Raw genomic sequence first — 16,736 nt, 5'->3', positions numbered from 1 at the left:
CGGCCAGACGATCGGTCGGTCTGGTTCTGGACAGGACGGCCCCCGCCGCACCTTCCCGTTTGACGCTGTCGCCCGATTCCGATCTGGGACGCGAGGATCAAGACGCAATCACGAGCACGACGAAGCTGAGTTTTGGACTGCAAGTCAGTGAACCATCGACCGTCGATGTATTGGTCGATGGAAACCCGCATGCTCAATTCATGTTGCCCGACGGGCCCGGCGAGGTCACGCTCACGGGGCTCAACGAAGGCACGCACGAGATCACCGCGACGATCACCGACGTCGCCGGGAACGTCAGCACGCAGAGTGACGCATTGACGGTGGTCATCGACACCACGGCGCCCGATTCGTTGACGTCGGAGATTGCGTTGCCGGGCGCGGGGTCGGATGCCGGATCGATCAGCGGGTTGACCGAAGCCGACGCAACCGTGTTCCTGTATCGAGGCCTGGACTCGCAAACGGCGATCGGCGAAACCATCGCCGCCGCTGACGGCAGCTATCGCTTTGACGGAGTCCGACTTCGTGACGGATTGAATCGATTCCGCGTGGTCGCCGAGGACTTGGCGGGTAATCCGATCGAGGTGGACGCCTCGACGACCTACGACGCTCCCGACCTGTCGGCTCCGGAAATCGAATTGCAACTGGCCAACGATAGTGGGGTTTCGGCGAGCGATCGTTTGACAAAGGACCCGACCGTGACGGGAAGGGTCGACGACGCGAGTCGCATCACCAGTTTCCAAGTCAGCGTCAACGCCGGCGCGTTCGTCAATACGCTGGGGTCGTTGCGAGACAATGCATTCACACTCGATCGCAGCGTGCTCGAAACGATCGCCGGTCATCGACTCGATGACGGTCCAGTCAGCGTCCGCATGCGTGCCGCGGACCAGGTCGGTCATGTCTCCGAACTCGCCGAATTTGTCTTCACGCTTGATACGACCCGACCGGACACGCCCGCGCCGCTTCGACTCGACCCGGCAACCGATTCGGGGACTCCCGGCGACGGGATCACCAACAGCCCGACATTGACGTTTGTCACCAGCGTCGACGCCGCGGACGCCCAGGTCATTCTGTTTGCCGACGGTGACGAAGTCGACCGGGCCGATGCCGGCGGAATCGTCACACTGTCGGCCGATAGCGAGCGCGGGCGGCATCGATTTGTCGCCCAAGCGATCGACGCAGCCGGCAATGTCAGCTTCTTTACCGCGCCGCGATTCATCACGTTTGATGACACGTTCGTCAAACCGACCGTCGGGTTGCTCGCGGCACAACAACGAGCCGATTTGGGAAGCCCTTTCCATACCACGACTTCAACGGTCACCCTCGTCGGCACGGCCGAACGCGGCACCCGACTCGAGCTGGTCGGGAGACCGAACTTCACCGTGGCCGGTGAGTTTGACCGGTTCCAAATCGAAGGCGTCCAGCTGACACCCGGCACCAATGCCGTGCAAGTGTTGGCGACCGATCCGGCCGGCAACGCGGCAACGGTCAACCTGGACGTCGTGTTCGTCGATCAAGACGGACCGATTTTCGAAATCGATCTGATCAATGACACCGGACGCAGCGACACCGACACCCGCACCCAAGATCCGACGATCGGAGGTCTGGTCCGAGATGCTTCCGATGTGGTGTCACTGGTCGGATCATTGGACGGTCGAGCGCCGATCGACATCACGTCGGCGCTCAATGAAGACCTGCTTTCGATCGACTTGGCACGACTGGAGCTGCTGTTCGGTGACACGTTGCCCGATGGACGCCATCTGTTGTCGATGGTCGCGACCGACGCGGCGGGCAATGAATCCAACGCCGAGCTTCAGTTTGATCTCGACCGTACGGGTCCACCGATCGAAGCCCCGCCGGATCTGGTCACGTCCGACGATCTGGGGCACGATCAGTTTGACAATCTGACCGCCCAGACCGAACCGACCGTTCGTTTGTTCGCCGAGCGAGGCGCCCTGGTCAAGTTCTTTGCCGGCGGAGAGTTCGTCGGCGAAGTCCTGTCCACCGGAGTCGCCCAGTACACGTTGCCGGCACTCGATTCGGGAACCTACAACCTGACGGCGACCATCGAAGACGCCGCGGGCAATCTTGCCGGACCGTCCGATCCGTTGGTGCTGACCATCGATGCAACACCCCCGCAGGCGGTCACGCTGGAGATGCTCGAATTCCACCGAAGCAGCGTCCGAGCGAATCACACCACCGACAACCAAGTCAACTTGATCGGTGCGGCGGAACCGGGAACCCGCGTCACGATGAGCGGACAAAACGAAACGCCCACGATCGATGCTTCGGGGTTGTTCTTCTTCGTCGTCGATTTGGAAGTCGGCACGAACGAGTTCCTGGTGACGAGCGAAGACCCGGCGGGGAACATCACCGAACAAACGTTCGTGTTCACGCGCGGCGAATTGCTTCCTCCGACATTCACCTTCGACGTCATCGATCAGGGGACGCTGACGCCGCCAATCGTCCAAGGCCAATTGCGCGCCGAAAATGCGATCGCCAACGCGATCGTCAGCACCGATCCCACGTTCACGCGACGTGTGTACGACCTGAACGATTACCTGAATGCAGGTGATTTCACGCTGACGCCGACCGATATCGAGTCGATCCATGGAGCTCCGTTCCCGGACGGCGAACACACGCTGTACTTCTCCGCGATCGACGCTCTGGGACGCCCGAGTGAACCGGCCGAAGTTTCATGGACGCGCGACTCCTCCGCGGCGCCCACGCTGCAAGCCGGCGTCACGCCCATCGGAAACGAGTACCGCTACGTGATCACGGCGACCGGTGCGGCGGAACTCTCGCGACGTCTCGATTCGATTTCGGTTCCGATCCCGGTGGACGTCACCGTCACCGATCTGGTCGTTCCCCCGACTTGGAGCGTCTCGTTTGTTCCCGGATCGGATTTCATCAGCTTGGCCGCGATCGATCCGGCTGTCGACGGTTTGGGCGCCGGAGAGCAGCTGACGTTCGGTTACACGGCAAACACCGCGCCGACCGCCGGTTTTGCGACGGCCACGGTCGCGGACTTGTCTCAAGGGGCGACGACGCGCGCGTTGCAACTTGCCATGCAGGTTCCCTCCCCGGCCGCTGCGGTTGCCGTGACCGACTACTATTCCTCGTCCGCTTCGACGGTGCTAACGGTCAGCGCGGCAAACGGCTTGCGTGCCAACGACGCGGTCGGTGTGTCGGAGATCGATTCATTCGATCCGCGAACACGATGGGGCGCCGCGGTCAACGTGGCCTCGGACGGCAGTTTCACGTTCACTCCCGGCAGCGTGTTTGATTCGCTTGCCGATGGCGAAACGGTCTCGGACAGTTTTACGTACTCGCTGCGCGATAGCGGCAATCAACCTGCGACGGCGACCGTCTATCTGACCATCAGCGGAGAGAACGCCGGTCCGACCGCGGTGGACGATCTGGCGACCGAGCTGACGCCGACGCTGTTCACCCGCGCCGGCGTTCCCGTCGCAATCAATCCGGCCGATTTGATCGTCAACGACCTCGACCCCGACGTCAATGATCGATTGACCGTGACATTGATCGCGCCCACCAGTCTGCGCGGAGCGTCGGTGCGTCTGGTCGACGGTGATTTCGTTTACGATCCGAACGGGGTGGCCGCTTTCGACAACTTGGCGGCCGGTGATCATCTCTTCGACGAAATCACTTACACGGTCACGGATCCTTCGGGGCTGAGCGACACCGCTGTCGCGCAAGTCTGGGTGCAAAGCCGCATCAATCTCGCTCCTACGGCCGCGCCGACGTCGATCACGATCAGCGAAGACGGCGAGATCGCCGGAGGGACGTTCGAATCGTTGCTCGCCGGGGCGACCGACATCGATCGCTTGCCCGCTGATGCGGATTTGAGCATGGTGCAAGAATCGGTGACCAGTTCAAAGGGCGCCACCGTAGTCATCGCCGCCGACGGCACGTTCGTCTACGACGCATCCGGATCGCCCGGCATTCAATCCTTGGGCCCCGGCGATACGACCAGCGACAGCTTTTTGATTCGGGTTACCGATGGTTTCGACCCCTCGGCGACCGAGTGGGTGACGTTGCTGGTGACCGGGGTCAATGACGCCCCGACCGCCGTCGACGACTTTTACAGCGGCGTCTCGGCCGACGGCTTGCTGACGACCACGACGGCCAATGGTCTGTTGGCCAACGATAGCGACATCGATTCGCCGCCACCGTTGCTGATCGACCCCAGTCAGACCGACCTGTTCAGCGCCGGCGGTGCACTCGTGACGCTGCGGCCGGACGGAACCTTCGACTACGATCCATCCGGAGCGTTCGCGGAACTGGCCGAAGGCGAAACGACAATCGATACGTTCCAGTACGTGGTGCTCGACGAACGGGGCGCCGAATCGATCGCGACGGTGCGGATCGAAGTGATCGGAGTGGACGATGCACCGATCGCCGGTACCGACGGAATCGAACGCGGTTTCTGGACCGTTGCGACGCAAAAGATCGAGGTGTCCGCCGCCGACGGAGTCCTGGTGAACGACAGCGATCCCGACGCGGCCAGCAACGGAACAATCCTGGAAGCTTCCTTCGATGGATTCAGCCAATACGGCGCGCGGGTGATCGTGTATCCCGACGGCAGCTTCAGTTACGACCCGAGCGTCAGTGCAACGATCGCACAGTTGCAAGCCGACGGGATCGATGTCGTTGATACCTTCACTTACACCGTGCGAGAAGTCGCACCGCCGGCGCCGTCGGGCGATCCGCCGCCGCCCGCGGCCCCGGCTGCCGATGGTGAAGATCCCAGCGATCGTTCCGTCAATGCAGTCGCCGGTCCACCGCCGCAAGCCAGCAGCGAAGGCGTCGTCGAGATCATCCTGCGGGCAAGACCGTCCAACTACAGCTTTGATCTCGTCGCCGACAACCTTGGTGAGATCGGTAGCGGCGTGTCGATCAACAACAAGGGCAACGTGGCGTTCCAGACCACCAACGGCGGAAGCGATTTCCTGTACATCTGGAGCGAAGACACCGGCGCGTTGTCGCTGGTGCCGGAAAGCTTTGTCGGCGGCGGCAATCAAGTCTCACAGCCGCCCAACAACGGGACCGGCGGAATCCCGAGTGCCCTGTTCAGTCATATCGTTCAAATCAACGACCAGGATCGCATTTTCGCCCAGCGGCAGATGAATGCGGCGGCGATGTTGGGCATGCCCATCATGGGAGTCCCGATCCTGACCTTCACCGATGTCTTGTTGACCTATGCCGAATTGTGGAACGGCGAGCGTGTGCTCGGCGGTGATCGGTATGGGACGCCAACGCAAATCGGGGTAGGCGATCTCGGCATCGCCAACGCCGGGCTTCGCTGGGGCAACCCGATGATGATCGATTTGCAGTTGGTGACCCTTCTTGGGGGCCTTCTGCCGGGCGCCGTGGGATTTGCGATCAGCGCCTCGTTCCAGCTCGTTCCGCGAATCTGGACGCTCAATCCGGTTTGGTCCAGCACGTACTACACTCCGGTCAATCCGGTCTGGAACGTCTTCCAGGACCCCGACAACTTCAATTTTGATGTCCTCAACGCGGTCTCGTTGGCGACCTCGCTCGCGCCGATCTGGGTGCCGCAACTGTACGTCACGCCTTTCGTCGCGATCTATCCGCACTCGGCATCGGTCAACAACGCCGGGCAATCGATCTTCGTCGCCAGCACGAACAGCAGCGCGGGAGACCCGGGGTTGAATCTGGTGACGTACGGCCATCAGGGACGCCAGCCGTACAAGTCGGTCGGGATCGATCGCCCCATCAGCTACGCCATGATGGCTGACACGGGCCACAGTGTTTACACGACCCAAGGCGGTGATGTGACGATCGTCGATTTCGATCTGAACGAAACGAGCAGCAATGACTTCACGGCTTATGGCGATCGGGCCGCGATCAGCGATAGCGGGTACGCCGCCGTCGCCGGTGACGGACCGATGGGAGAAGGCGTCTACATCATCAACGCCCGCGACGGAAAGTGGGCAAAAGTCGTGGGCATCTCAGGCGACGGAACCCTGGACACCAACGAAGTGGACGTCAACGGCGAAGACGTCGGATCGATAGAAGCGATCCTCGACGGCCCGGTCGGAATCAACGGACCCAAGGTCGGCGACGAACCCGGCACCCCGTATTTCACCATTTCCTTCAGTGCGATGAGCGAAGGAAGGGAAAGCCTTCAGACGGTCAGCTTTTTCCCGGGTGACTTTGAAAACGACACCCTGGATCATCGGCTGTTCGTCGGGCTCAATCGTGTCCTCACGTTGGGTGAGTTCTTGCCTGGGATCGGCAGAATCGACGATATCCGAGGATTTGACATCCTCAACAACTCCGGGCAAATCGTCTTTACCGATGGTGAGCACGTGATCCGCGCCAATCCGCCGGTTCATCCGACCGGCGAATTGATCTACGCCTTCGAACGCCGTAATCTCAGCGAAAACAAAGTGTTCAAGCGTGAAGGCGGCGCGGCGCTCGCACGGTTCATCGCGGGCGACCCCAAAGCGAAGGCAGATCAATTCAGCGCGTCGATCGACTTCGGAGATGGCACGTTCGCCCCAGGGACGATCGTGCCAATCGATGATCTACCGCTGGGCTTTGAGGTCGTGGCGGAACATCAGTACGACCGCGAAGGCCCCTACGCGATCACCGTTCAGATCACCGACCACAAGAACCGAACCGGCGGCATCGCGGTCTCGCTGGCCAACATCGTCAACACGGTGAACGAAGAGGACATCGAAAAGCTCGTCACGGTCGACGACGAAGGGAACGAAATTCTGCCGTCGATCCAAAGCTTCGCCTCACCGATCAAACCGCCGGAAAATGATCAAGTCGGGGTTTCTTGCTCCGTGGATCCGCCGAGCGAGGAAGAGATTCGATCGGCCGGTCTGGCGACCCGCGCGACCATTGATCGCGCCACCGGAGTCTACGACGTTGTCTCGGTCGGATATGGAGGTTTCGTGTATTCCTACGGTCTTGCCACCGCCGGCAGCGACGGTCAGGGCGAGCCCAATGCCAGCCAATCCGGCGGCGGGTCGTCGATCAACATCCGCAAGGTCATCTCCGGTGGACGCCTCGATCCCGTGAACTTCACGCCCGGATCCCTGATCGTCGATCATTATGAAACCGGATTTGACGGGTTCAGCGAAGGCGCCAGCTGCTTCAGCACCACGACCTTCGCCGAAGACTCGGACACGGAGGTCTTTTCGACAAGCTACTTCGTTGACGAAAAAACTTACGATGACGGCTATTTCGATTGGACGCTCACGACCGAAAAAACGTCGGACTACTTCACGAGCGGGGAACGTTTCATCGACGGTGATCTTCAGTCGCAGATCGATAGTTTGGTCGGCGGCAGCGGATCGAGCTTCGCTGGCGATTTCACGATTCAAGGCTTCGAAACCAGCCTCGAAGTCCTGCGTGAATTCGGCCCGATCGACTCCATCACGCGCGACTACACGATCGATTCGTTCTCCTCGGTCGATCATCGTGGTGGACGTCAGACGTACGGATTCGTGCATCGCACCGAGACCGAATCTTCGTTCCGCTCGACGGGTTCCGTCTCACGCGACGACTACAATCTCACCATCACGCGCGATGTCACCACCGACATTCTTGAACAGCGGCAATACAACGGTCCCCGCGATACAACCACCACGGGAACCAGCCGGTCCAACACGTTCACGACCAAGTCGGGGGACCTGCTCGGCAGTTTTACCATCCTGACGACCAGCACCTCCTCGTCGGACACCCAGACAACCCAGACCAACCAAACGCTGACGAGCAACTCCGTCGCGACCGCCGATTCGACTTCCACCTTGCAGGGAACCGGTGACAACGTGGGTGGTGAGTTTGTGTTCGTCTCGTCGGATTTGTCGATATCGCAGGTCACGTCCCAGACGACCAATCAACAATCCTCTTCAGAATCACTGCAGGATTCCACCACTCGGGCGACCGTCACGCAGCGTGGTAATTTTTATGACGGTGACTATCGCTATGTCGAAAACCGCAGCACCCGCTACACGTCGAGTGATCGCACCGAGAATCAGACGGCGGTGACGACTACCGAATCGGAAGGGAACCGGGATCTTGACGTCGTCACCCGAGGAAACAAAAAGACCGGTGACTTCGAAATCAACGAAGACCGGTCGACAAACGATTCGACCACCATCGTCGCCACCAATCAATCACAGACGAAAACTTCGAACTCGACGACGGAAACCACGGGTGAATCGAACAAGGAAGGGAATGCGAAAAGCGGCCGGTTCGAATTCAGCGGTTTTACGTTTGCAAACGTGATCGCCACCAAAGTCACGACCAACGGGCCGCTGCGAACCGAAAGCGACGAAGACGTCGAATCGGAAACGCGATTCAGCGGTACCGGCAGCTCGCGAACCGGCAACGTCGACAAATCCGAACGAACGAAAACCAAGACGACATCGCAAGAACGGACGACAAACCAGACACATTCGAGCGCCGCCGAGATCCTGTCCGAACGCACCGACCGAATCAACACCGATTCGAACTCCCTGACCGGTGACTACTCGCGACAAGTCGAAGGGACGTCAACGGTCGTCCGAAGCGAAACGGTTCGCAATCAAGACTACCGAGAAACCTCCGAGCTGCGAACCGAGACCTCCGACCGATCCACGATCCAGGGGAACGCGGTTTCCACGGCGATGGCGACGCAGTCTCGGTCGACCGAAGAAGAAACTCGTACGTCGAATGCCTCGCTCACCACGTCCACGCTGGTGGCTCAGAGAACCGAAATGGAATCGCTGTCGTCGACCGTCAGCGTCGCCGATTCGACCTCCAACAGCATCGTCGGGAGCTTCACAAGCAATCAAACGATCAATACCGAATCCGAATCCGAAACGAGCGAGCGGAATCAAACGTCACGCAAATGGGCGGGGACCAGCTCGACCTCGACGCAGCAGCTGACGTCGACCGGCAACTCGATCAGCGGCCAGACCGACCACAGCAGCACCTCCTCCGGCCGGTCGCAGAACCTGACCATTTCCTCCAACGGGCCACTGGTCATTTCGCGGGAACCGTTCGACACCGAAAATCCGGTTCGCCCCGAACAAGTCAGTGGTGAATCGATTGTCGTCAGCAATTCGACTTCCACGACGTCTTCGAATTCGATCACCGGGGTCTTTGCTTCCGTTTCGGACTCCACCGTGACTCGTGATTCCAGTTCGGTGCGTGGAAACGTCTCCAGTCTGACCCACAGCGAAGCCGACTCGACGACGCAAACGCACGTCGAATCGGATGGAAATCAAATCACGGGCGACCTGATTCGCACGACGGTCGAAGAAACCGATTCCGATTCTTCCTCACGGAATACCAATCAATCGCTGACCGAGCAGGAGTCCGCCTCGTCTAATTCCAATCGACGATCAACCGAAGAAGGGAACCGCTTCTCCGGCGATTTCACGATCCACTCCAACTTCAATTCTGACGAAGGCAAGCAGGTCACACGCACCAATCAGACACTCGAGGAAACTCGTAACATCGGCACGACGGCCATCGGGCGTGGGACCGAATACGTCAATCGTGTCACCGGCGAAACGACCAGCCAAGAAAACACCACGCTGACCCAGCAAATCGAAGTCAGCGCGATCAATCAAGATCAAACGACGACTTCACTGACCACCAGCGGCAGCTCGACTCAGGTCAATCGGCTCAGCAACCAATTCACACAGAACTATTCCGAGCTGCGGTCCGGGACTTCGGAAATCGTCGTCGCGCGCACCACGGTCAACGGCGAACGCACGACCCAGACCACCGAGACGACCGACGCGAGTTCGTCCAGTCTGAGCGGAGGAAACCGGGTCAACGGATACTACGATGGCAACGAGGTGACGTCGCAATCGGTCACGACGAGCACCCTGGTGACCAATCAAACCTACGAAGAAGAGGCGACCACGTTCTCCAGTCGTGAAACGACCACCGAGCGGAGCGGAAACAGTGTCACCGGGCACTACCAGGAAGCCTGGACGACGATCAATACGCTGCAATCCGATCAAACGATTTCCAATCAATCGCTCGTCAATGTGGTCTCGATCGAGAGCTCCGGAACGACGCTCGGCGAATCGTCGGGCAATAACCTGAGCGGTGAAGTCGTCCGCGGCGAAACGGGTGAATCGGAAACCACGCGAATCGAGACCGTCACCAACGGACCGCTCTCCACGACCACCAGCTCGGTCAATTTGGCGTCGACCAGCAGTTCCTCCTCGGGCAACCTGATCATCGGCGTCTTCGACACCCTGTCGACGGCCTCTGAAACCGTATCCCAAACCGAGACAGCCACCAACGGGCCGCAGACCACGACGATTTCGATCACGGACCAGACCGACACCGAAACCACCCGCGCCGAACACCAGATCGAAGGGAGCGTCCAGTACGTCTCACGCTCAACGATTCAGTCCGACCGCACGACCGAATTGACCAATCAGCTGTTGCAATCCACCAATACGACGTCGTCGCAAAGCGAAACGGTCACCGACTACGACGGCAATTCGATCACCGGAATCTTCACGCGAGACGAATTGACCCGTCATCAATCGACCGCTGCGGAGACGGAAACAAACCGCGGCAGGGTCGAAACCTTCACGGCGACCGAATCGCAAACCACCCACGTCTCCGCCTCCGGAAATTCCGTGCTCGGGACCAGCACCGGTACCAACGACATCACCAGCGACAGTTCGGTCGTGCATTCGATCGCCAACCAAACGCTCTCGGTCGATGCCACCGTGACCGAGTCGGTCAGTCGCACCCAAGTCTTCACCAACAACTCGATCAGCGGCCAGTCCAACTCGACAACGACCAACTCCGGCAGCCGAACCCGTCTCGAAACGGTCACCAACGGCACGCTGAATGCCTCGGTCACGGAAACTTCCCTGTTTGAATCGACCGCCACGAAGACCAGCAATTCGATCACGGGGGTTTTTGCCGACTCGCTTTCCGGATCCCAGCAATCCGAGCTCGTCGGGCAGGACACGAACAAGACGCTGGATGTCAACTATGTGACGACCGTCGACAGTTCGTATCAATCCAGCAGTTCTGGTGATGCGGTCGCTGGCGATTACTCGAAACAATCGATCACCGAATCGACCGAGGTCAGAACGTCCACCAGCACCAATGGTCCGCTCACGATCAACGCGACGGCGACCAAAACTCAGGACGTGACCGAATCGGAAACCGGCAACTCGGTCGCCGGGACATCGAACATCGACACGCTCACGCTTTCCGATGTGACACTGACCCAGACCGACACGAACCAGTCGCTGACAGTTGGCATCCACGAAACGACCAGCTCGCGTCTCGATGTGGATTCCGGCAACGATGCCTATTCCGGCGCTTTCGGCAGCACGGCCGTTTCCACGTCGACGGGAACGCGAACCGAAATCAGTAGCAATCAAGACACCCGTTCGACCGTCACCACGGTTTTCACCAACAACTCGACCGCGACTTCTTCGGGGAATTCCATCACCGGGGCAATGACGTCCAATACGATCGGCGCTTCACAAGACGAAACCACATCTCAAAGCTCGGTTCAAACGAAAACGACGAACGAGACCGTGGAGACGGAATCGACGTTCTCATCCGACTCGACATCCAACTCGATCACCGGAGTCTTCGTTTCCCGTTCCGGCAGTGTCTCGGAAACGACCGTTGGCTCGTCGATGACCAATCAGACGCTAACGGTTTCCGGCAACCAAAGCATTCATTCCGAGACGACGACCGACGAGTCGGGGAATCTGATCACCGGACAGTACGCTTCGAATTCGACGACGACATCCGAGGCCACCGGCAGCCAACAAGACAACAACCAAGTCTGGGTAATCGACGCGACCTTCAGCGAAGACACCGTGACCGAAAACGTTGAAACCGGAAACCGGATCGACGGAACCTATGCATCGACGCTGAACGCAACCTCGGGACGCAGTGCGTCGGAATCGAATCTGACGGGGCCGAATACCCGCAATGACTCGACCGATTCCTCAAGTTCGACGGTCGTCGTCACCGGAGACCATCTCACCGGAGACTATTCGTCCACGACGACCGGCAATTCGGCATCCACCTTCACCGAGACCTTCGCGCTCAACGGATTGTCGGGGTCGAAAACTTCCAGCACCACAGTGGTCACCGACTCCAGCGCGACCGGAAACGAAATCGCCGGATCCGAAAGTGCCGTGATTCATACCGAAACGACGACGGCGGGAACCACGAGTGAGGCCAACCGGGCGTTGGATCCGATCGAAATCTATGCGTTCGTCGCCACGACCTTCACCAGTACGTCGACCGGGGACACCACCAGCACCTCCAACTCGATCACCGGAATTTTCTCGAGCACCACCACCGAAGCGGTCAACGGATCAGGCAGTGAAACCAGTTCCAACCAGACGCTCGAGTTGGCGACCACCCGTTCCAGCAGCGCCGATGCGACCACCACTCGATCAGGCAATAGCGTCACCGGTGCGTTCATCGAGACCGTCACGTCGTCCTACGGCAGCATCGAAACGGAAACGGCAACCAACCAGACGCTGACCAGCACGGTCAACGTGGAATCCACCGGCACGTCGGAATCGACGACGACGGGCAACGAGTTCAGCGGAACCGTCACGTATTCATCCGCTGGAGGTGAGTCCAGCACCCTAACGCAAACGGATACAAATCAAACCCAAACCGTGACACTGACCGAAACGGTGACGAGCATCCATACGAGTTCTGGATCCGACAATTCGATCACCGGCGGCTATTCCTCGTCCAGCCAGTCCGTCGACACGATCGAAATGGAGGAGACGCTGAGCAATCAAACACTCACCGAATCACTCTCCCGGGCGGCAACGGTCACCACCACGGTTTCCGCAGCGGGCAACCACGTTACCGGCGGTTACAGCTCCGAAACGGTCTCCGAATCGTCGGCAACGGCATCGGGAACGGCTACCAATCAGACCAGAACCACGACGACGACCGGTCAAGTCGAAACCGAATCGTCCACGACCTCCGAAACCGGGAACACTCGGGTCGGCACTTACGAAACGACGATCGAAGCGACCAGCACCGTCACCACCAATCAGGCGACCGTCAACCAGACGCTTTCTTCCACCGCCACCTCAACATCCACCACATCGAACGAAGGCACCCGGTCCGGAAACCGAACGACCGGAGAATACACCGATGCCTACACGCTCCAAGTCACGACGACCGGAACGGGCAGCACGACCAACCAGACCCAAACCTCCTCCAGTACCACGGACGAGTCTTACACCGAATCGACAACGCAAATCGGAAACGAGATTACGGGACTGTTCACAGTCACCACGACGATCGGATCGACTTCGACGCAAGACCTCTCGGAAGCCAACAGCGACCGAGCGATCACCGGTAGCACCACGTCCACGTCATCGAGTGAGCGTACGGGCAGCGGAAACCGTATCACCGGAGAGTTTGCGGACGCCACCGAGTCGATTGATTCGTCGTCCACCACACAGTCCGGCACGATCGGCGACCGTTCGTTTCATCTGACCGAAACGACGTCGATGACCACCGCGACCGATTCGTCGGGTAACACGATTACCACCGCGACGACGGCGGCCTCCGAATCGAGCGACAGCTATGATTACACCAAAACCACCACCTATGTCGACGGAACCGATCAAAAGACGGTCAGCCAGACCGGCACATCGAGTTCGGATTCGACCAGCAATCGAATCACGGGAGTCTACTCGACCAGCGATTCTACCTCGCAAACCGTGTCGCTGACCGAATCGGGAACAAGAACGGACACGTATTCCGCCACGTCGACGATCAGCGACACGTCTGCAGCAACCGAAACCGGAAACCGAGTCGTCGGTACCTTCCAACGGTCCAGCGAATCGGATTCGTCCGGGACGATCACGCGGGGATTGACCGACACCGCCGGAACCACGCTCACCGTCAACGAATCGATGACCGGTGATTCCGAGGAGACACGATCCGGGAATTCGATCACGGGACTGTACACGCAAACCGGAACGTCCGCGTCCAGCGTCACCACGACCCAAACCGTCCTGACCACCGACGGGCTGCATGACCACACCGCCGCCAACGCGGTGACCAGTGTGTCGACGTTGGCCGGAAGCGGAAATCTGGTCACCGGCGAGGTGACCAGTCAGACCGCATCGACCACGACCACCACGCTGACGCAAGACGGTTCGGTCGGCGGCATTCAAGTCGATTTTGATTCCACCTCGACCGACGTCGCGCAAACGGATACCAGCGGCAACGACATCACCGGAATCTTCCAGCATCTGACCGCCGGCACCCAAACGTATTCCTTCACCCAGGTCATCGACCGCGGCGCCGCGGGGCAATCCAATCTGGCCGGCAACGGCGAGAAAACTTACAGCCGGACGGCCGATGTGCAAACGCTGACCGGCCAGGCAACGAGTACGACGACCGGGACCGATTCGTACACCCTCACGCAATCCGGCTCCAATGCTTCGGGAGTCTTTTCCGTTGACCTGACCGGCGAAGACACCTTCACGGAAACCGAAACGACCAACACCGAAACCGGCGTTTTCTCTAGAACGACCGACGTCGAGGGCTCGGTTACGGGGACTCGCACCGTCGACGGGACGACGACCGCGATTGCCGAAGCGGTGGATCTAGCTGTCACGCAACAAGGTAACTATGTTGACGGCGACATCGCGATCAGCTTCAGCGGGTCGGGGCGATACGATCATCTGGTCGACTACACCGATACCTCCAACGCGGTCAGCGGGACGCCGGGCATGTTGGATCATTCGCCGATCGGCGTTCCGATGTTCATGGGAACGCCCCCGAGTCTGCCGACCGCCGGTGGCGCCGAGCAACTTGCCGCGATCGCCGCGACCGCGGTGACATCGGTCGCGGTCGACCAAACCGGAACACTTGCCGCTGCCGCGTTTCGGGGAATCCAGTCGGCGACGTTGGGTTCGATCACGCCGGGAAGCTCGATTTCGGGCAGCGGATTGATGACGCAATACGTCATGGCCGGCGCTGATGCGGTCGACCAGTACTGCTTCCCCGCTGGCACGGAAGTCTTGATGGCCGACGGGACGGCGAAACGAATCGAAACAGTCGTCGCCGGCGATCGCGTCGCTGCGGCACAGTTGAGTGCACTGGACATGATCGGCATTGCGTCGACCGGGGCAGCGGGCGACATCGGGCTGCCGGCAGAACCGGCAACCATCGCGGCCACGGTCAGCGAAACGTACCACAACGATCCGCAGCGACTGCTCGACATCCAGATCGGCAACTCCAGCCTCAGCACCACCGCCGGGCACCCGTTCTTCGTCGTTTCCCGCGATGAAGCGGAAACTGCTGCGGTCGAACGGCCGGCGGGATTGCCCGGTCGCTGGGTGCTTGCGCAAGACCTGTTGCCCGGGGATCAGCTGCTCGACGCCGCGGGAGCGGCGTTAACGATCACATCGATCCTGCGAAACCAATCGGCTGCGGTGCCGGTCTACAACTTCTGTGTCGCCGAGCAGCACAACTATCACGTGCGTCTCCCCGGCACCGATCACTTTGTCTTGGTGCACAACGACTCATTCGGCTTGTACACGTACGGCAATGCGTTGGTTCCGGTGCTGATCGAGGAACTCACCAACTGGGCCGAAGGCGTCGCCAACCGCACGCAGGAGATGGTCGATTTTGTCAAAAATCACCCATGGGTGTTCAACTTCAAAGAAACGTTGATGGGTGAGATCACGACGATCCTGTCCAATGCGCTGACGGACACACTGAATCTCGGTGTGGTGATGGTCGGCGGGTTCGTTTATCACTTCAACAACGATCTTGGGGCGTCCATTATCGATGCCGGCTTTGACGGCATGAATAACAACACCCTGTTCGGCGTGAAAGGAACCACGCTGGCGATCGCGGGTTTGTCCGCCGTCGCGACGGTCGCCACGTTCGGTACCGCCGGTGCCGTCATCTTGTTTGCCGGTGCGTCCTACGGCGTGGTCGATGCCTACATTCGATCCGATTTGAGCGGAAAGACTTTCACGTTCAACGACGCATTCAAGGGGGCGATCAATGGTGTCACCAATCCCTTCGGCGCGACGTTCGGTCTAATCGGCGGTTCGATCGGTATGCTCACCAGCGATGGCAACTCGAAAGCCGAATTGTTCCAGGCGTACAACTTTGGACACCGCGCCGGATCGGCGCTCGGGACGATGATCGGCGGGCTGGCCGCGACCGGCGTGGCCGCCTATGCCCGCAGCGGCAGTTTGGGCTACGCCGCGACCGCCGTTGCTCCGGGCGGTCTCGCCGCGGTCGGCGGAATGGCCTTCGGACACATGGCCGGTTTGGACCTCGCCACGACATTGGAGTTTGCCACGACGATTTCCAGCGTCACCGACCTGACCAGTGTGTTGTACATCAAGTGCTTTGTCGCCGACACGCTCGTTTGGGTGCCGACAACTGCAGCCGGCCACCTGTTCGCCGCCGGCTCGCAACCCTTGCCGATCCTTGCCGCCGCGGCCAGTCCCTCGACGGTCCAATTGGGAGCCGGAATTTCCCTGGCGATCCTCAGCTCCCTTTCCTTCGCAGCGTTGATCAAGCCGAACCGCCGTGAAGAAGACGAGGAGGAGCCCGATCACGCGCGGTGCATCGACTCGGTCTTCGGCGCGTCGGATGACAAATGGCAAGAGCTGGCGGACATGTTGTGGTCGGATCCGCATTCCACATCCCAGCCGATCCGGAAACTCGGGTTCGGTTGA

At 59.9% G+C, this 16,736-nt stretch carries 1 protein-coding gene (only partly in view); it reads left to right on the top strand.

Features of this window, described 5'->3' with window-relative positions; all coding sequences use genetic code 11:
* Positions 1 to 16,736, top strand: partial view of a CARDB domain-containing protein gene (locus NZK35_RS20125; RefSeq protein ID WP_259634319.1) — the 3' portion only. The gene continues 25,207 nt to the left of window position 1, outside the view; 16,736 of the gene's 41,943 nt are visible here — the last part of the coding sequence; its start codon lies off the left edge, out of view; its stop codon occupies positions 16,734 to 16,736.

The sequence above is a fragment of the Stieleria sedimenti genome (genome assembly GCF_025060895.1).
Lineage (GTDB): Bacteria > Planctomycetota > Planctomycetia > Pirellulales > Pirellulaceae > Stieleria > Stieleria sedimenti.
Note: the sequence above shows the minus strand (reverse complement) of the source record. Positions and strands in the feature narration are given on the sequence as shown.